Source organism: Streptomyces sp. NPDC054757, assembly GCF_053612185.1.
Map to the genome: position 1 here is coordinate 126,419 of NZ_JBSHBW010000003.1, position 17,272 is coordinate 143,690.

15 protein-coding genes are annotated in these 17,272 nt (G+C 72.4%); 12 read left to right on the forward strand and 3 right to left on the reverse strand.

The features are described 5' to 3' along the window. Nucleotides 1-38 precede the first annotated feature (38 nt). The 4 genes from ACWGKJ_RS05715 to ACWGKJ_RS05730 all read left to right on the forward strand — a co-directional run bounded on the left by ACWGKJ_RS05715 (nt 39) and on the right by ACWGKJ_RS05730 (nt 5,994). Nucleotides 39-1,109, forward strand: a complete 1,071-nt coding sequence (locus ACWGKJ_RS05715; RefSeq protein ID WP_385024541.1) for a FecCD family ABC transporter permease — start codon at nt 39-41, stop codon at nt 1,107-1,109. Next, nucleotides 1,106-2,191: a FecCD family ABC transporter permease gene (locus tag ACWGKJ_RS05720; RefSeq protein ID WP_385024539.1), complete on the forward strand. Its 1,086-nt coding sequence runs from the start codon at nt 1,106-1,108 to the stop codon at nt 2,189-2,191. The genes ACWGKJ_RS05715 and ACWGKJ_RS05720 overlap by 4 nt, the downstream gene beginning before the upstream one ends. A 144-nt stretch (nt 2,192-2,335) precedes the next feature. After that, nucleotides 2,336-4,198: an ABC transporter transmembrane domain-containing protein gene (locus tag ACWGKJ_RS05725; RefSeq protein ID WP_385024537.1), complete on the forward strand. Its 1,863-nt coding sequence runs from the start codon at nt 2,336-2,338 to the stop codon at nt 4,196-4,198. Next, a complete protein-coding gene (locus tag ACWGKJ_RS05730) occupies nt 4,195-5,994 on the forward strand; it encodes an ABC transporter ATP-binding protein (protein ID WP_385024535.1) in 1,800 nt (599 codons plus the stop codon). The genes ACWGKJ_RS05725 and ACWGKJ_RS05730 overlap by 4 nt, the downstream gene beginning before the upstream one ends. 191 nt (nt 5,995-6,185) lie before the next feature. On the opposite strand, the gene ACWGKJ_RS05735 is transcribed toward ACWGKJ_RS05730, so the two are convergent. Next, nucleotides 6,186-7,049 (reverse strand): siderophore-interacting protein, encoded by an 864-nt coding sequence (locus tag ACWGKJ_RS05735; protein ID WP_385025706.1) that lies wholly within the window; start codon nt 7,047-7,049, stop codon nt 6,186-6,188. A gap of 182 nt (nt 7,050-7,231) precedes the next feature. On the opposite strand from ACWGKJ_RS05735, the gene ACWGKJ_RS05740 reads away from it, so the two are divergent. The 4 genes from ACWGKJ_RS05740 to ACWGKJ_RS05755 all read left to right on the forward strand — a co-directional run bounded on the left by ACWGKJ_RS05740 (nt 7,232) and on the right by ACWGKJ_RS05755 (nt 9,527). Beyond that, a complete protein-coding gene (locus ACWGKJ_RS05740; protein WP_385025703.1) occupies nt 7,232-7,735 on the forward strand; it encodes a flavin reductase family protein in 504 nt (167 codons plus the stop codon). Between the two features lie 234 nt (nt 7,736-7,969). Then, entirely contained in the window at nt 7,970-8,602 is a 633-nt protein-coding gene (locus tag ACWGKJ_RS05745) for a TetR/AcrR family transcriptional regulator (protein WP_385025700.1), read from the forward strand. A 30-nt stretch (nt 8,603-8,632) separates the two neighbouring features. Continuing rightward, nucleotides 8,633-9,055, forward strand: coding sequence for a hypothetical protein (locus ACWGKJ_RS05750; RefSeq protein ID WP_385025697.1), 423 nt, complete (start codon nt 8,633-8,635; stop codon nt 9,053-9,055). A gap of 76 nt (nt 9,056-9,131) precedes the next feature. Then, nucleotides 9,132-9,527: a TOBE domain-containing protein gene (locus ACWGKJ_RS05755; RefSeq protein ID WP_385025694.1), complete on the forward strand. Its 396-nt coding sequence runs from the start codon at nt 9,132-9,134 to the stop codon at nt 9,525-9,527. A 27-nt stretch (nt 9,528-9,554) separates the two neighbouring features. On the opposite strand, the gene ACWGKJ_RS05760 is transcribed toward ACWGKJ_RS05755, so the two are convergent. Continuing rightward, nucleotides 9,555-11,105 (reverse strand): PucR family transcriptional regulator, encoded by a 1,551-nt coding sequence (locus ACWGKJ_RS05760; protein ID WP_385025691.1) that lies wholly within the window; start codon nt 11,103-11,105, stop codon nt 9,555-9,557. 518 nt (nt 11,106-11,623) lie between these two features. On the opposite strand from ACWGKJ_RS05760, the gene ACWGKJ_RS05765 reads away from it, so the two are divergent. The 3 genes from ACWGKJ_RS05765 to ACWGKJ_RS05775 all read left to right on the forward strand — a co-directional run bounded on the left by ACWGKJ_RS05765 (nt 11,624) and on the right by ACWGKJ_RS05775 (nt 16,181). Next, nucleotides 11,624-12,448: an FAD binding domain-containing protein gene (locus ACWGKJ_RS05765; RefSeq protein ID WP_385025688.1), complete on the forward strand. Its 825-nt coding sequence runs from the start codon at nt 11,624-11,626 to the stop codon at nt 12,446-12,448. After that, nucleotides 12,445-15,507, forward strand: coding sequence for a molybdopterin-dependent oxidoreductase (locus ACWGKJ_RS05770; protein ID WP_385025685.1), 3,063 nt, complete (start codon nt 12,445-12,447; stop codon nt 15,505-15,507). The genes ACWGKJ_RS05765 and ACWGKJ_RS05770 overlap by 4 nt, the downstream gene beginning before the upstream one ends. 179 nt (nt 15,508-15,686) lie before the next feature. After that, nucleotides 15,687-16,181: a molybdopterin-dependent oxidoreductase gene (locus ACWGKJ_RS05775; RefSeq protein ID WP_385025682.1), complete on the forward strand. Its 495-nt coding sequence runs from the start codon at nt 15,687-15,689 to the stop codon at nt 16,179-16,181. 21 nt (nt 16,182-16,202) lie between these two features. Here the strand turns inward: ACWGKJ_RS05775 and ACWGKJ_RS05780 are convergent, their stop codons facing one another. Continuing rightward, nucleotides 16,203-16,637: a TOBE domain-containing protein gene (locus ACWGKJ_RS05780; RefSeq protein ID WP_385025679.1), complete on the reverse strand. Its 435-nt coding sequence runs from the start codon at nt 16,635-16,637 to the stop codon at nt 16,203-16,205. A 179-nt stretch (nt 16,638-16,816) separates the two neighbouring features. On the opposite strand from ACWGKJ_RS05780, the gene ACWGKJ_RS05785 reads away from it, so the two are divergent. Beyond that, on the forward strand, nt 16,817-17,212 hold the full coding sequence (locus ACWGKJ_RS05785) for a TOBE domain-containing protein (protein WP_385025676.1): 396 nt from the start codon (nt 16,817-16,819) through the stop codon (nt 17,210-17,212). Nucleotides 17,213-17,272 lie beyond the last annotated feature (60 nt).

The window sequence follows — 17,272 nt, forward strand, 5'->3', positions numbered from 1 at the left end:
TTGCTGGTGGTGAGAAGGTTAGGCTAACCTCACCTCTTGTGTCCTCGTCCGTTGCACCCCAGATATCTCCGGCACCGCCCCGGACCACCGCCCGGCGCGACCGCCGGCGGCACTCCACCGCCGGCCGCACGGCGGGACTGCTGACCGGTCTCGTCCTGCTGGCTCTCGTCGTGGGGCTCAGCCTGGTGGTCGGCGCCAAGTCCATCGCCTGGCACACCGTGTTCGACGCCCTGTTCCACTTCGACGGCAGCGACGACCAGCTGGTGGTCCGCCAGCAGCGGCTGCCGAGAACCGAACTGGGGCTGGTGGTCGGCGTGGCACTGGGTCTGGCCGGCGCGCTGATGCAGGCCCTGACCCGCAACCCGCTGGCCGACCCCGGGCTCCTTGGCGTCAACTCCGGTGCGTCGGCCGCGGTCGCCGTCGGGATCGGCTTCCTCGGGCTGCAGAGTACGTGGGCCTACATCTGGTTCGCGTTCGGCGGGGCCGCCGTGGTCTCCGTCGCCGTCTACCTGCTCGGCTCGGCCGGACGGTCCGGCGCCACCCCCGTACGGCTCGCGCTGGCCGGCACGGCGGTGACCGCGGCGCTGACCGCCTTCACCAGCGCCGTCCTGCTGCTCAAACCCGACGCGTTCGACCAGTTCCGGTACTGGAACGTGGGCTCCGTCGTCGGACGCAGCAGCACGGTGATGTGGCAGGTGCTGCCCTTCATCGCGGTGGGGGCGCTCCTGGCGCTCGGGCTCGGCCGCTCGCTCAACGCCGTCGCACTCGGCGAGGACACCGGCCGCGCGCTCGGGGCCCATGTGGGCCGCACCCGGCTCCTCGGCGCCGTCGCCGTCACACTGCTCTGCGGGGCGGCCACCGCCGCTGTCGGCCCGATCGGCTTCATCGGACTCGCCGTACCGCATCTGGCCCGCTTCCTCACCGGCCCCGACCAGCGCTTCGTACTGCCCTGTTCGATGCTCGTCGCCCCCATCCTGCTGATCGGCTCCGACATCGTCGGCCGGATCGTCACCCGGCCCGGCGAGCTCGAAGTGGGCATCGTCACCGCCTTCCTGGGCGCCCCCGTCTTCATCGCCCTGGCCCGCAGCGGAAGGATCGCGCAGCTGTGACCTCCGTGCTCACCCGCCGGGAGACCGGCGCCCCGGCCCCCGCCCCCGCGGTGCACCTGCGCGTCGTACGCATCGGCGGCCTGCTGGCCGTACGCGTACGGATCCGCAGTGTGGCCGTGTGCGCGGTGCTGCTGGCGCTGATGGTCGCCGTCGCCCTCTACACCCTGGCCACCGGGGACTACAGCATCCCGGTCGCCGACGTGGTGCGGGCCCTCGTCGGCGGCGGGGACCACGCCACCCGGTTCGTGGTCGACGGGCTGCGCCTGCCGCGGCTGCTGACCGGGGTCCTGGTGGGCTGCGCGCTCGGCGCCGCCGGTGCGGTCTTCCAGAGCATCACCCGTAACCCGCTGGGCAGTCCGGACGTCATCGGCTTCGGTACGGGCTCCGCCACCGGCGCCGTCGTCTGCCTGGTGATCGTGCACGGTTCGCCCACCGAGGTGTCGGCGAGCGCGGTGGCCGGCGGTCTGCTGACCGCGGCGGCCGTCTATCTACTGGCTTTCCGGCGCCGTTCGGTCCAGGGCTTCCGGCTGATCCTGGTGGGCATCGGGGTCACCGGCATGCTGACCGCGTTCAACCAGTGGATGCTGACCCGGGCGTCGCTCAACGACGCGCTGACCGCCCAGGTGTGGCTGACCGGCAGCCTCAACAGCCGGAGCTGGAGCCAGGTGGTGCCGCTCGCGGTGGCCATGGCCGTACTGCTGCCGCTTCTCCTGCTGCTCAACCGCGGGGGCAGCCTGCTCGAAATGGGCGACGACAGCGCCCGCGCCCTCGGCCTCCCGGTGGAACGCACCCGGCTGACGCTGATGGTCACCGCCGTGGCCCTGGTGGCGGTGGCGACCGCGTCGGCCGGGCCTGTCGCCTTCGTCGCGCTGGCCGCGCCCCAGCTGGCCCGGCGGCTGACCCGGGCGCCCGGTGTGGGCATCGGGCCCGCCGCCGCCATGGGGGCCCTGATCATGCCGGTCAGCGATCTGGCGGCGCAGCGTGCGCTCCCCGCGGAGCTTCCGGTGGGCGTGGCCACCGGCGCGGTGGGCGGCCTCTATCTGATCTTTCTGCTGGCCCGCCAGTACCGCAGGGGCCGCTGAGCGACCGCCGGGTGCGGGCCCGCACCCAGCGGTACGGCGACGCGGGTACGACGCGGACCCACGGCGACGCAGGCACGACAGCGCAGGTACAACCACACAGCTACGCCCACACAGCGACGACGACAAGGAAGTTTGGGGAGACCTATGGTGGCCCGCACGGCCGAGGCTGAACCGGAGAGCGTGACCACCGCGGGGACGCGGGCGCATCCGGGCGCCGGGGACGACTCCGTACCCGTACCAGGACCCGAACCCACCGAACAGGGCGTCCTGCGCTGGGCGTTCCTCCGCAGGCGCCGCTGGATCGTCGGTGCCGCGGTCTTCACCGCCGTCCACCAGATGTGCGAAGCGGCCGTGCCGGTCCTCATCGGCGCCGTCGTCGACCACGCTGTGCGCCACGGCGGACCGGACGACCTGGCCCTCTGGATCGGGCTGCTCGCCGTCCTGTTCGCCGTACTCACCACCGCCATGCGGCTGGGCGGCCGGTGGAACCGGCAGGGCAGCCAGGGCGCCGCTCACGATCTGCGGGTGGTCGCGGTCGCCCGCATCCTCGACCCCCGGGGCTTCGCCAACGGCGCACGCAACTCGGGCTCGCTGCTGAGCACCGCCACATCGGACAGCCTCCGTATCGGCCTGGGCAACCGTGCCTGGGTCATCGGCTCGGGCGCCGTCGCGGCCCTCGCCTTCGGCGCCGTCGCCCTGCTGCTCACCTCCGTCACGCTCGGCCTCCTGGTGCTGATCGGGCTCGTCCCCCTCCTCGCCGCCACGCGGCTGCTCGCCAAACCGCTCAGCGCCCGGGGCAGCGCCGAGCAGGCGCAGGTGGCCAGGGCCACCGGAACCGCAGCCGACCTGATACGCGGGCTGCGCATCATCAAGGGGCTCGGTGTGGAGCCCGCCGCGCAGCGGCGCTACCGCACGGCCAGCCGGAGCGCGCTCGCCGCGACCGTGCGGGCCGCGCGCTGGAGCGCCGGGTACGACGCGGTGACGCTGCTGCTCAACGGGTTGTTCCTCGCCCTGGTGGCCCTGGTCGGTGCCCGGCTCGCGGTCGAAGGCACCATCTCGGTGGGGGAGTTCGTCGCATCGGTGGGCCTCGCCCAGTTCCTGATCGGCCCCAGCAGCCGCTTCGGCGGGGCGATGAGCCTGCGGGCGCGCGCCCGGGGCTCGGCAGGCCGGATGGCGAAGCTGCTGGCCGAACCGTACGCGGTGACCGGCGGCAACCTGCCCGGCCATCCGCTCCCGGCCGGGGCACTGGAGCTCACCGGTGTACGCAACGGGCCGCTGCGCAAGCTGGACCTGCGGATCGAGTCCGGCACCACGCTCGGCATCGTGGCGCCCGATCCGGCGGTCGCCGCCGCGCTGCTCGACGTACTCGCCCTGCGCACGCTCCCCGAGGACGGCGGCGTCGCGCTGGGCGGGGTGCCGCTGGACGGACTGGAACTCGACGCCGCCCGGCGGATGCTGCTGGTCGCCGACCACGACTCGGATCTCTTCGACGCCACGGTGGCCGAGAACGTCGCGGTCGCCGCCGACGCCGGAGGGATGGCCGCCACCGGCACCGAAAGGGGGGCCGGCGCCGAAAGGACCGCCGATGCGGAAAGGGCCGCCGCCGGTGCCGAAAGGGTGGCCGCCGCGATGGCCGCCGCCGACGCCGACGAAGTCGTCCGCTCCCTCCCGCAGGGCGCCGAGAGCAGAATCGGCGAACGCGGCCGGTCACTCTCCGGCGGCCAGCGCCAACGCGTCGCCCTCGCAAGGGCGTTGGCGTCCGGAGCACCCGTGCTCGTCCTGCACGAGCCGACCACGGCGGTGGACGCGGCGACCGAGGCGAAGATCGCGGCCGGGCTGCGCGGAGTGCGCACCGACGGCATCACGCTTCTCGTGACCACCAGCCCGATCCTGCTCCAGAGCTGCGACCGGGTCGTCCTGCTGACCGACGGCGCGGTGGGAGCGACCGGCACGCACCACGAACTGACGTCCGCACAGCCCTCCTACCACGCGGCGGTGATGGCATGACCGCGCCCAAGACCGAACGCGTCGACGGCGAAGGAACGCACCGGCGGGAACTCCTGCCGACCGCGACCGCCGCCGCCGTCCGCGCCGACCTGCTGGCGCGGATCCGCGCCAGGCCCGCCCGCCCGGTCGCAGCGCTGGCCCTCATCGTCGCCGGGGTCGTCGGCGGGCTGGTGATCCCCCGGGCGCTCGGCCGCGTCGTCGACCTGGTGGCCGAGGGCGGGCACACCGTGTCCGCCGTCACCGCGCCCGTGGTCATCGTGGCCGTCGCCTGCCTGGCACAGGCCGTCTTCAGCGGCTGGGGGGACGCCCTGGTCGCGCGGAGCGGTGAGGAGATGCTCGCCGACATCCGGGAGAGCGCACTCGGCAGGGCGCTCGCCGTACCCCTGGAGCGTCTGGAGCGCTCCAGCATGGGCGACCTGGTCTCCCGGGTCAGCAACGACACGGCCCTGCTGGCGGAGGCCGTACGCAGTCTGGTGCCCCAACTGATCGGCGCCGTACTGGAGATCGGGCTCACCCTGGTCGCCCTGCTGCTGCTCGACTGGCGGTTCGCGCTGGCCGCGCTGCTCGCGGTGCCCCTCCAGGCGTACGCCGTGCGCTGGCTGATGCGCACCTCGCGCCCGGTGCGGCGCGCCGAACGGATCGCCCAGGGGGAGCTGGCGCAGACCGTCCTGGAATCGGTCGACGGCGCCCACACCGTGCGCGCCTTCCGGCTGGTGCCGGGCCGGCTGGCCGCCGCCGCCGACAGCTCACGGGTCACCCGGGACCTCGCGCTGCGCTCCACCCGGATCGGCACCCGCTTCTTCGGCCGGCTCAACGTCGCGGAGTGGACCGGGCTGAGCGCCTTGCTCGTCGTCGGCTATGTCCTGGTCCGTACGGACCATGTCGGCATCGGTACGGCGAGCGCCGCCGCCCTCTACTTCCACCGGCTCTTCGACCCGGTCAACGGGCTGCTGTCCTCCTTCGACGAGGTGCAGTCCGCCGGAGCCGCCGCCACCCGCGTCATGGGCCTGGCCCAGCTGACCGAACCCTTCACCGAGGAGCCGGGCGCCGCCGGGACCGCGGGCGCCACCGTCGAGCTGCGCGGGGTGGGCCACTCCTATGTCCCCGGCCACCAGGTGCTCATGGGGGCCGATGTGCGGCTCGCCGCCGGGGAGCGGGTCGCGGTGGTCGGCACGACGGGTGCGGGCAAGAGCACCCTGGCCCGGCTCGCGGCCGGGGTCCACCGGCCCACCGAGGGCCGGGTGCTGCTCGGCGGCGTGCCGCTGGACGAGATGTCCGCCCCGCTGCTGCGCCGCACGGTGGCCCTGGTGAACCAGGAGACGCATGTCTTCGCGGGCTCGCTCGCCGACGACCTCCGGCTGGCCCGGCCCGATGCCGGGGAGTCCGAACTGCTCGCAGCGCTGGAGACGGTGGACGCGCTGGACTGGGCGCAGGCGCTGCCGGAGGGCCTCGCCACCCGGATCGGCCAGGGCGGCCTGCGCCTCACCCCCGTACAGGCGCAGCAGCTGGCGCTCGCCCGGCTCGTGCTCGCGGATCCGCCGATCGCGGTCCTGGACGAAGCCACCGCCGAGGCGGGCAGCGCCGGTTCACGGGTGCTGGAGGCGGCGGCGGAGCGCGCCCTTGAGGGCCGCACCGCGCTGGTGGTGGCCCACCGGCTCACCCAGGCGGTACGCGCCGACCGCGTCCTGGTCCTGGCACAGGGCCGCATCGTGGAACACGGCACCCATGACGAACTCGTCGCGGCCGGCGGGGGATACGCGGCGCTGTGGGCCGCGTGGTCGGGGGCGCGCGGCTAGGCCGTGTCCCGCGAAGCCGTGTCCGGCTCGCGACTTCACGGACACGGCTCTGGGGCCTGCCGTCGAGTGCCGCCTGCCGCACGGCACTCCGACGACAGGCCCCAGAGCCGTTCGTCCGGTGGGGGATGACGCCGGGGACCCGGGCCGGAGGCCGGTCGGGTCCCCGCCGTGAGCGGGACCGCCGGACCGGCTCAGTCGTCCGTGCCGTCCTGCGGTGCGGCGGCGGTGCTCTCCTCCTGGTCCTCGGTCAACCCCCGTCGCCAGTACCCCTTGAAGCACACCGAACCGCGCTCGACCCCGCGCTCCCCGACCAGATGGCGCCTCAGCTCCCTGCTGACCGAAGCCTCTCCGGCGATCCAGAAGTACGGCGAGGCGACCGGCAGTTCGGCGTCCCGGAAGGCGTCGAGCAGGGGTGACGGGCTCTGGCCGTGGTGCACCCAGGTGACCTGTGCGGTGCCGGGAAGCTCCAACTCCTCGGCAGGCCCCGAGACTTCGGCGAAGACCTGGACGGGCAGCGCGGCGGGGAGCCCTTCGAGGATCGAGGCGATGGCGGGTAGCGCCGTCTCGTCACCCGCCAGCACGACCGAACGCGTACCGGGCGGCGGCAGGAAGTCCACACCGCCGGCGTCCTCGCGGGCCGGGCCGACGACGAGGACGCGGTCACCGGGGCGGGCGCCGGCCGCCCACCGTGAGGCGGGGCCGCTGCCCTCACCGTGCAGGGCGAAGTCGATGTCGACCTCGTCCGGATCGGTGCGGTGGGCGCGGAAGGTGTACGTACGCAGCACGGGCCGGGTCTCCGGCGGCATCGTCCGCCAGACCGCGTACCAGCCGCTGTCGGTCGTGCCTTCGGGGAGCAGCGGCTCGGCTTGGCCGGGGGCCGGGAGCAGGATCTTGCCGCGCTGGTCGCGGTGGCCGGTGCGGAAGGCGGAGAGCGAGGGGCCCCCGAAGGTGACGCGCACCATCTGCGGGGTGAGCCGGACGGTCCGTTCCACATGGACGGGGAAGACGCGGAACGGCGCCTGGACGGGGCGGGTGGTGACGGTCCCAGCGGTCATACATCACTCCAGGTCGATGAGTCGACAGATCGACAGGCCGATACACGGGCAGGTGCGGGCACGCCCGGACCGGCGTACGACACCTCGAAGCCCTTCTGCTTAAGTTAGGCTAACCTAACCTGCAACGGGGTGGGCCAGGAGCCCCCGTTGGATGCCGATCCCCCAGGAAGAGGAGCGTCCGTATGCGAGCGTCCAGGCCAGAGGCGTCCATGGAGCTGTACCGCGAGTCCGTGGCGCTGTTCGCGACCGGAATCGTCGTGGTGACCGCGGATGACCCCGAGGGGGAGACGCGCGGCGCCACCGTCAACAGCTTCACGTCGATCAGCCTCGATCCCCCGACCGTCATGGTCTCGCTCCGGAAGGGGAAGACGCACTCCCTCATATCGGGGAGCGGCTGGTACGGGGTGAGCGTGCTCGGCCACGGGCAGAGCGCGTACGCCTCCCACTTCAGCGGACCACGCGACGGACACATAGAACCGCGCTTCGTCGAGGGGAGCCATGTGGCCACGCTCGAAGGGAGCCTCGCCCGCTTCGAGTGCGAGGTGACGCGGGAGATCCAGATCCACGACCACACGCTGTTCGTGGCGCGGGTCGCATCGGCGGCCACCTCGTCCGGCGCACATGACGGCGGAGTCCCGCTCGTCTTCTTCGGCAGCCGGCACAGTCATGTGCTGCAGCTCGGCTGACGGGCTGAACGGCGGTGCGCGGCCACCCTGTTGACCGCTCGCATCCGTCGCGCCAACCGTGCCCACCCTGCCGGCCCTGTCGACCGCGTTGACCGCGTTGACCTTGTCGGCACGGCCGACCGCGCCGAGTGCCGCGTCCAGCCGCTTCCGCGCGCCCGGACCCGTGCCTCCCCTCGGGCGTCCCCCTGACCAGGAACAATGGCATAGGCTGACCGCACGTGTTACTTTTCGACCATGCGGTCGAAAAAGAGTGTGGATGGTCAGGGCGACGGCACCTTCGTGAACCGCGCCCGTCGTCGCCAGTTCGTCGATTGCGCGATCGACGGCCTCGTCGAGCTGGGGTACGCGGCGACCACCATCGCGGAGGTAGCCCGGCGGGCCGGGGTGTCGAAGAGTGTGGTGCTCTACCACTTCACCTCCCGGTCCGAGCTGATGGAAGCCGTGATGGAGCAGGTGTACGCGGACGCGGTGCCACCGCTGCGGGCGGAGCGGGCGGCCGCCTCCACCGAGCGCGAGCGGGTGCTGACCTATGTGCGCTCCTGCGTGAACTTCACCTGGACCCACCAGAAGGAAGCGCGGGCCGTGCTGGAGATCAGCCGGAACCTGCGCGGCGACGACGGTGCGCTCCGCTACACGAGCCAGGGCAACGACAGTCTCGTCGCCGTCGCTCAGCAGCTGCTTGAGGCAGGCCAACGGGCCGGTGAGTTCGGGGAGTTCGACACCTGGACGGCGGCGGTACTGCTGCGGGCGACCATCGACGCGCTCTCCGAGCAGTTCATGAACCACTCCGAGCTGGACGGCCCGGAGGTGGCCGGACAGCTGGTGTGGCTGATCGACCGGATGATCCCGGCCGCGGGCACCAGCTGACCGGAACGGGAGCCCTCAAGGAGGACGAGTATGAACACCGTCAATTCCCGGAGCCTGGAACAGCCCCGCACCAGGGAGGCGTTCCGCAGAATCAAACTGCTGGTCGGCGGCTATCTCGGCCTGAGCGTCCTGACCCTTCTGGCCGTCGTGCTGCTGCGCGACGACCACGCCGCGGTGAACTCCGCCGTGTGGATACGCGGCTCCATCGTGGCGGCCAGCTCCGTGCTGCTGTACCGGTTCGCCGTGCGTGCCGCGCGGGGCGCACGTGGTGCCTGGCGCCGTCTGACGGTGATCTCGTCCGTGATGGTCGCGGTCATCGTCGTGATCATCGCGCTGCCCGGGGGTTTCCCCGAGTGGATGAAGATCGAACAGGGTGTCTGCGGACTTCTGCTCGCCGGAGTCGTGGGCTACGCCGCCTCCCTGCGCGGGGTCTTCGCCCGCGGATCCGCCTGACGCGTACGGCGCAGGCCGCACGGGGCCGCACGGGGCCCGCACGCCGCCGCCGTACGGGTGGCTTTAGGGTGCAGGAATGCCCTCGTACAGCATTGGCCAGGCAGCGGGTCTGCTCGGTGTGAGTCCTGAGACCGTCCGCCGCTGGGCCGACGGGGGGCAGATCGCCATGGACCGGGACGGCGCGGGGAACCGTGTCATCGACGGGGTGAGCCTCGCGTCCTTCGCCAAGGGGCGGGCCCAGGGCCTGCATCCGGTGCCGGGGGAGGTCCACACCTCCGTACGGAACTCCTTCGCCGGGATCGTCACCCGGGTCACCGTCGACGACGTGGTCGCCCAGGTCGAGATCCAGTCCGGGCCGCACCGGCTGGTCTCCCTGGTGAGCCGGGAGGCCGTCGACGAACTGGGGATCGTGGTCGGGGTGACGGCGACAGCGCGCGTCAAGTCGACCAATGTGCATATCGACCGGCAGTAGCGGCCCGGCAGCCCGCGGTCCTGCCTCTCAGCGGCACTTCAGCGCGGCGTGCAGGTCGAGTTTGTCGTCCAGGTTGGAGAGCCCCCGGCCGGTCAGCGCCTCCACGCGCTGGATGCGGTAGTGCACCGTGTTGACATGCAGATGCAGCGCCTCGGCCGTACGGGTCCAGGAGCAGTTGTGGGCGAGGAAGGACTCCAGCGTCTCCAGGAGCACACGGTGCGAACCGCTGGAGCTGTCGGACAGGGGCCCCAGGGTGTTGACGCTGAAGGCCGCCCGTACGTCGGTGGGGACACCGGCCAGCAGCGCGTCCAGTGAGGTCAGGTCGTCCACCGCGGTGACCCGGTCGGCCTCCGAGGCCGTGGTGGCCGCCGCTGCCAGGGCGTAACGCGCCTGCCCCAGAGCCGAGTTGAGGCCGCCGGGGCCCGGGGTGCGGTCGCTGATGCCGGCGTGCAGCGGTGTCCCGGGGGAGCAGCCGTGCAGCAGTGACCACGCCTGGTCGAGCGCGGGCCGCCCGGAGTCCTCGTCGTGTCCCGTGTGCAGGACGGCCACCGCGGTCCCGCCGGGCCGCACCCCCACCGCGAACGGTCCGGTCACCACCTGGCTCAGCGCCTCCGTGAGAGCGGCCCGCGCATCCGCCCCCTCCGCCCGCTGCGCACCGTCACCGCCCAGCGCGGCCGCGATCACCCGGTAGTGGCCGTGCGCCGGCAGACCGCAGGCGGCCAGCGCGGAGTCCAGGACCGCCGGGTCCGCCACCGGTGAGTCGGCCAGAGCCAGCAGTTCGTCACCGGCCCGCCGCTCCGTGGCCCGGCGCCGGTCGAGCGTGTGGCGGTGCTGCGCCATCACATCGGCGATCTCGTGGAGCACCCGCGGCGGGGCCTCCGCCGGGTCGGGCAGGTAGAGGTACCAGGTGTCATAGGGGCCCGATTCCGCCTCGACCCGCAGGGCGACCCGGGTGGTGTCCCTCGCGGTGTCCCTGAGCAGCGCGGCGGCCCGCGGCGCGGGCAGTTCGGGGGCGGACGGCGTGCGGCCGAGGGTGCGGCCACCGGCCGACAGGAGGTAGCAGGGCAGCCGCCCGAGATGGGCGAAGGCACGGTCGAGCAGTTCGTCGGGGCCCGCGCCGTCCGCGAGCAGCCGGGACAGCTCGGTCCGTACGTTGGCGGGCAGCGCGTAGTGGTGCGCCGGGCGGCGGCTGAGGTCGCCCCACTGGCGCAGATAGACCGCCTCGGTGATGGCGCGGAAGCTGGTCTGCGCGGGCACCGAGAGCAGCGGAACGCCGTGTTCGCGGCAGGAGTCGATCAGCACGCCGGGGACGGTGCCATGGGTCTCCTCGCCCGCCAGGAGCGCCGTCGCCCCGGCCGAGCGGAGCGCCGATACGAAGTGGTCGGTCTTGGCCGGGCCGGCGTCGGGGCTCCACCAGACCAGCCCGCTCAGCACGATCTCGCCCTGCTGGAGGAAGCGTGCCGGGTCCTCCAGATCGGTGGCGGTGACACCACTGATCTCCCGGGTGAGGAGCGGGGGCTCCCCCCAGAGCAGGGCCAGATCGAGTGATTCGAGCTGGAGAAGTTGTCCGACGTGCATGCTCTGGCTCCTAGGGGCTGTCCGGCGGATCCGGGCGCAGACGCGGGGCCTGGCACGCCCATCTGCGGCGTTGTCGTCGGTTGACGACTCCCCCAGCCTCCGGCCGGGGGGACCCCCACCGCCTCGCCGCCCTCCTCCTCCTTGCAGCTGGACGCACCAGGCCCCGCTCACCGGGGCCGATCGGGAACCGGCGATACCTGCGCCCTGATCCGCCGGACAGCCCCTTGTACAGCGCCCGACCTGAAGATCCGGCATCTCACATTCACGAGGCGAGTGTGAGTGGAACCATCGTAAATGCCAGGCGTCAATGGAGGAACGCCCCTTGGTTGATCGTCCAACCATCGTGCTGTGCACCCGGCGGTTTTCCGTGGCCGGAACCAGTCGTCCCGGACCCCGGCGCGTTGCTTCACTGGCGGAGCACATGCCGCGTCGGCAGCGGCCCCGGCATACGGACACCCCGACGAACCCCGCACGGTACGGGCCGGGAGCAGTACGGAGAGGGAACGAGGGGGAGCGCTATGGATCTCAACACGGTGGCCGAGGTGCGGGACGCGCGCACCCGGCCGGCCTGGCGGCCCGGCGACTACTGGCTGGGCGGCGGCACCTACCTCTTCTCCGAACCCCAGCCCCGGCTGCGGCGTTTGATCGACCTCAGCCGGATGGGCTGGGAGCCGCTGAAGGAACTGCCGGACGGCGGTCTGGAGATCGCCGCGACCTGCACGATCGCCCAGCTCTCGCGGTTCGGAAAGGTCTGGTCGGCCCCTGCGGCGCCGCTCGTCGAGCAGTGCTGCCGCGCCTTCCTCGCCTCGTTCAAGATCTGGAACATGGCGACTCTCGGCGGCAACCTCTGCAACGGTCTGCCGGCCGGCCCGATGATCTCCCTCACCGCCGCTCTCGACGGCGTCTGCCTGCTCCGGGCCCAGGACGGATCGCTGCGCCGTCTGCCGGTCACGGAGTTCATCACCGGTGCCGGGGCGAAGAACCTGGGCCAGGGGGAGCTGCTGCGCTCGGTCACCCTGCCCGCCCGCGCCGTCGCCTCCCGTACGGCCTTCCGGCAGGCGTCCCTCTACGGGCTCGGACGCTCCGGCGCCCTGGTCATCGGCGCGCTCGACCCGCTGGACGGCTCGCTGGCGATCACGGTCTCGGCCGCGACCGTACGGCCCTTCCGGTTCTGGTTCCCGCTGCCGCCTTCGCCGGACGAACTGCGCGCGGCGATCCTGCGGGAGGTCCGGGACGACGACTGGTTCGACGACATCCACGGACTCCCCGAGTGGCGCCGCCACATGGCGCTGCGGCTGGCCGAGGAGATCCGTTCCGAACTCACCGGGGGCGGTGTGCGATGACCTACGAGATCGAAGTGAACAACCAGCGTTTCGACGCGGAGCCCCGCCCCGGCCAGTGTCTGCGGACCTATCTGCGGGACCGCGGCTGGTTCGGTGTGAAGAAGGGGTGCGACGCGGGCGACTGCGGGGCGTGCACGGTGCATGTGGACGGCGAGCCCGTGCACAGCTGCCTCTACCCCGCCGTCCGGGCGGAGGGCCGCTCGGTCACCACGGTGGAGGGGCTCGCGAAGGACGGCGAACTCCACCCCGTACAGCAGAAGTTCCTCGACGCGCAGGGATTCCAGTGCGGGTTCTGCACCGCCGGGTTCCTGATGACCACCGCGGCGCTCGACGAGGACCAGCTGACCGACCTGCCCAGGGCGCTCAAGGGAAATCTGTGCCGCTGCACGGGCTACCGGGCGATCGAGGACTCCATCCGGGGCGTCAAGCACGCCGAGGCGCCGTGCGCGGGCAAGGCCGTCGGCCGCAGTCTGCCCGCCCCCGCCGGGCCGCAGGTGGTCACCGGCACCGCGCGCTACACCTTCGACATCAATGTGCCGGGGCTGCTGCACATGAAGCTGCTGCGCTCCCCGCACGCGCACGCCCGGATCGTCTCCATCGACACGGCGGCCGCGCTGCGGGTGCCCGGAGTGCACCTCGTACTGACCCACCACGACGCACCGGAGCGGCTCTACTCGACCGCGCGCCATGAACACCCCGAGGAGGACCCGGACGACACCCGGCTGCTGGACGACACGGTGCGCTACGTCGGCCAGCGCGTCGCCGCCGTCGTCGCCGAGAGCGAGGGCGCGGCCGAGGAGGGATGCCGCCGGATCGAGGTCGAGTACGAGGTCCTGCCCGCCGTGCTCGACCCGGAGGAGGCGATGCTGCCCGGCGCTCCCGTCGTCCACGCCAAGGACGCGGAGCGATCCCGGATCAGCCGCCCGCAGGACAACGTGGTCGGGGAGACCCACGGCGAGACCGGCGATGTCGAGGCGGGCTTCGCCGAGGCCGACGTGGTGTACGAACAGGACTTCCGGACCCAGCGGGTGCAGCACGCCAGCCTGGAGACGCACGGCGCGGTGGCCTGGTTCGAGGACATGGACGAGAACGTGGCCGGCGAGGTGGGCTCCGCGGTGGGGGTCGACCGGGTGAGCAGGGACCCCGAGACGGGCGTGAACGTCCACGCCGGGGTGGGAGAGCCGGGAGAGGCGGGAGAGCTGGAAGAGGCAGAGGAGGCCGCGGAGGCCGGAGAGGCTGCGGAGGCCGGAGAGGCCGGAGACGCAGAAGAGCCAGTAGCGGCAGTAGCGGCAGAAGAGGCGGCGGGCACCGGCCGTACCGCCGGGATCCCCGCCCCGCCCGAAGGGCAGCGGCTGATCGTACGGACGAGCAGCCAGACCCCGTTCCTGACCCGGCGCGCGCTCTGTGTCCTCTTCGAACTGCCGCTGGAGAAGGTGCGCGTGTTCGCGGGCCGGGTCGGCGGCGGCTTCGGCGGCAAGCAGGAGATGATCGTCGAGGACATCGTCGCGCTCGCCGCGATGCGGACCCGCCGCCCGGTCAAGCTGGAGTACACCCGGGCCGAGCAGTTCTACGGCGCCACCACCCGCCACGCGTTCCGTATCCGTATCAAGGCCGGGGCCCGGCGGGACGGCACGCTCACCGCGCTCCAGCTGCGCGTCGTCTCCAACACCGGGGCGTACGGGAACCACGGCCCCGCCGTGATGTTCCACGCCTGCGGCGAGTCCCTCTCGGTGTACCGCTGCCCCAACAAGAGGGCCGACGGCTACTCGGTCTACACCCACACCGTTCCGGCGGGCGCGTTCCGCGGGTACGGGCTCGGGCAGGTCGTCTTCGGCATGGAGTCCGTGCTCGACGAGATCGCCAGGCGGCTGGACATGGACCCGCTGGACCTCAAGGCGCGGAACATCATCAAGGCGGGCGAGCCCATGGTCACCGCCGACGGTGAGGAGGAGGACCTGCACATCGCGAGCTACGGGCTCGACCAGTGCCTCGGTATCGTCCGCACGGCGCAGGCACAGGAGAAGGAGCGGGCACAGGCGCAGGAGAAGGAGAGCGCGGGCGCCCCGGACACCGCACCGGAGACCGCACCGGGCGCCGTCGTGCCCGATGGCTGGCTCACCGGGGAGGGCGCGGCCCTCTCGATGATCGCCACCGGGCCGCCCGGCGGTCACATCGCCGACGCCCGTGTCACGCTGCTCGCCGACGGCACCTTCGACCTCGCCGTCGGTACGGCCGAGTTCGGCAACGGCACCACCACCGTCCACCGGCAGATCGCGGCGGGCGAACTCGGCACCACCGTCGGCCGGATCGCCATCCGGCAGTCGGACACGGACGTGGTCCGCCACGACACCGGTGCCTTCGGGTCGACCGGCACCGTGGTGGCGGGCAAGGCCACCCTGCGGGCATCGGAGGCGCTCGCGGCGTCGCTGCTGCGCTTCGCCGCCGCCCATCTCGGGGTGTCCCCGGCCGACTGCCGTCTGGTCGAGGAGGCCGTCGAGTGCGGTGACCGCCGTCTGCTGCTCAAGGAGGTGTACGCCGCCGCGCAGACGGCGGGCCAGGTGCTCGCCGAGGACGGGTACTTCGGCGGCACTCCCCGCTCGGTGGCCTTCAACGCCCAGTGGTTCCGGATCGCCGTCGACCCCGGCAGCGGTGAGATCCGTATCCTGCGCAGCGTGCACGCGGCGGACGCGGGCAAGGTGATGAACCCGATGCAGTGCCGCGGCCAGGTCGAGGGGGGAGTGGCGCAGGCCCTGGGGGCGACGCTCTTCGAGAACGTACGGATCGGGGACCGTGGCCAGGTCACCACGCCCGCCTTCCGGATGTACCGGCTGCCCGCCTTCGCCGATGTGCCGCGTACCGAGGTGCACTTCATGGAGACCGACGACGCCATCGGTCCGCTGGGCGCGAAGTCCATGAGCGAGAGCCCGTTCAACCCGGTGGCCCCGGCGCTGGCCAACGCCCTGCGGGACGCCACCGGTATCCGCTTCACCGAACTCCCGGTCACCCGCGACCGCGTATGGCGTGCCATGGACCGGCGGGCGAGGGGCCTGGATGTCTAGAGATTCACCCGGATCCCCGGACATCTCGCGGATACCGCTTCCCGCGGCCCCTTTCCCTCCCAGCGGCGAGCCGGGCGAGCCACATCGGGCCGCACCTGTGGTTCAGGCGCCGAGGCGGTGGGCATCATGGGCTCCAGGCAAGGGCGGACGCCGAGTGGCCCGCCTGGAGGGGGAACCCCATGAGTGGAACCACCGCACCGTCCCGGCCCGTCCGCGCCGCCTCCCTGGCGCCCAGAAGCCTGGTGCTCAAGGGCGAGTTGGTGCGGCCCGTCGCGCTGACGGTGGCGGATCTGCGGGCCCGGTGGGGCCAGCACCGGGCGGATGTGGTCTTCGACTGCGCCAAGAACGGCCCGCAGCACCACACCTTCGAGGGTCCGCTGCTGCGCGAGGTCGTCGGCGACGCACGGCCGGCCTTCGACCCGGCGCGGCGCAAGGACCGTTCCCGCTTCCTGTTGGCCGTCCAGGGCGGGGACGGGCACCGTACGGTGCTGTCCTGGGCCGAGATCGACGCGGACTTCGCGGACTCGCCGATCCTGCTGGCCACCGCCGTGGACGGACGCGGCCTGGACATGGCGGGCAGTCAGCTGGTGGTCCCGTCCGACCGCTGCGGGGCGCGCTACATCAGCGCGATCACCAGTGTCTGGGTCGGTGCCTGCGTCTTCGCCGAGCGGTAGGCGCGGCCGTGCCGCCCGCCCTCACACCGTGGCGAGGGAGACCTCGGTGGACTTGATCAGCGCGACGACGGACGAGCCCGCCGCGAGGCCGAGTTCGGCCGCCGACTCCTTCGTGATGGCCGCCGTCAGCTCCGCCCCCTCGACGTCGACCTTGACCCCGGCCATGGCCCCGCCCGTCGTGACGGCGGTGACCGTGCCGGGAAGCCGGTTGCGGATGCTCAGCCCGGTGACCGGGCCGGTCGCCAGGGAGATCTCGGTGGACTTGATCAGCGCCCGTACGGCCACGCCCTCCGCGACACCCAGCTCCCGCGCAGCCTCCAGGGTGATGGCGGCGGTGACCTCCTGGCCGCCGCCGAGGTGCACCTTGACGGTCGCCATGACCGCCCCCTCGGTGACGCCCGTGACGGTGCCGGGGAGCTGGTTGCGGATGCTCAGACTGCGGATGTCCAGAGACATGGGGGAACCTCGCACACAGAGGGGGATGTCGGATTTGCGATATTACGTTCCCCGCCTTCGCCGTGCGTCCCCTGTCGCCCAACGGCGCTTCGGGTCTTCCTCCAAGGGGATTGGCATCTGCCATGGAGCTTCGGCCGATGAATTGCAGATGCCAGCCAACTGGGCATATCTTTCCGCATATGCAGTCCTACACGATCGGTCAGGCGGCTCGTCTGCTCGGCGTCAGCCCCGACACCGCTCGTCGCTGGGCGGATGCCGGCAGAGTCGCGACCCACCGCGACGAATCCGGCCGCCGGCTCATCGGCGGACGCGATCTGGCCGCCTTCTCGATCGAGATCGGGCAGAGCTCCGCAGGCGAGGACGGCGCGTCCTACACCTCGGCGCGCAACGCGTTCCCGGGCATCGTCACCGCCGTGAAGCTCGGCGATGTGGCGGCTCAGGTGGAAATCCAGGCAGGCCCGCACCGGTTGGTCTCCCTCCTCACCAGGGAGGCCGTCGAGGAACTCGGCCTGGAGGTCGGCATGCAGGCCACCGCCCGCGTCAAGTCGACCAGTGTGCACATCGACCGGACCTGAGCCCCGTGCCGGCTCGGATCCGCTCCCGTAAGCAGCTCCCCCACACAGCGGCGTCGCCCT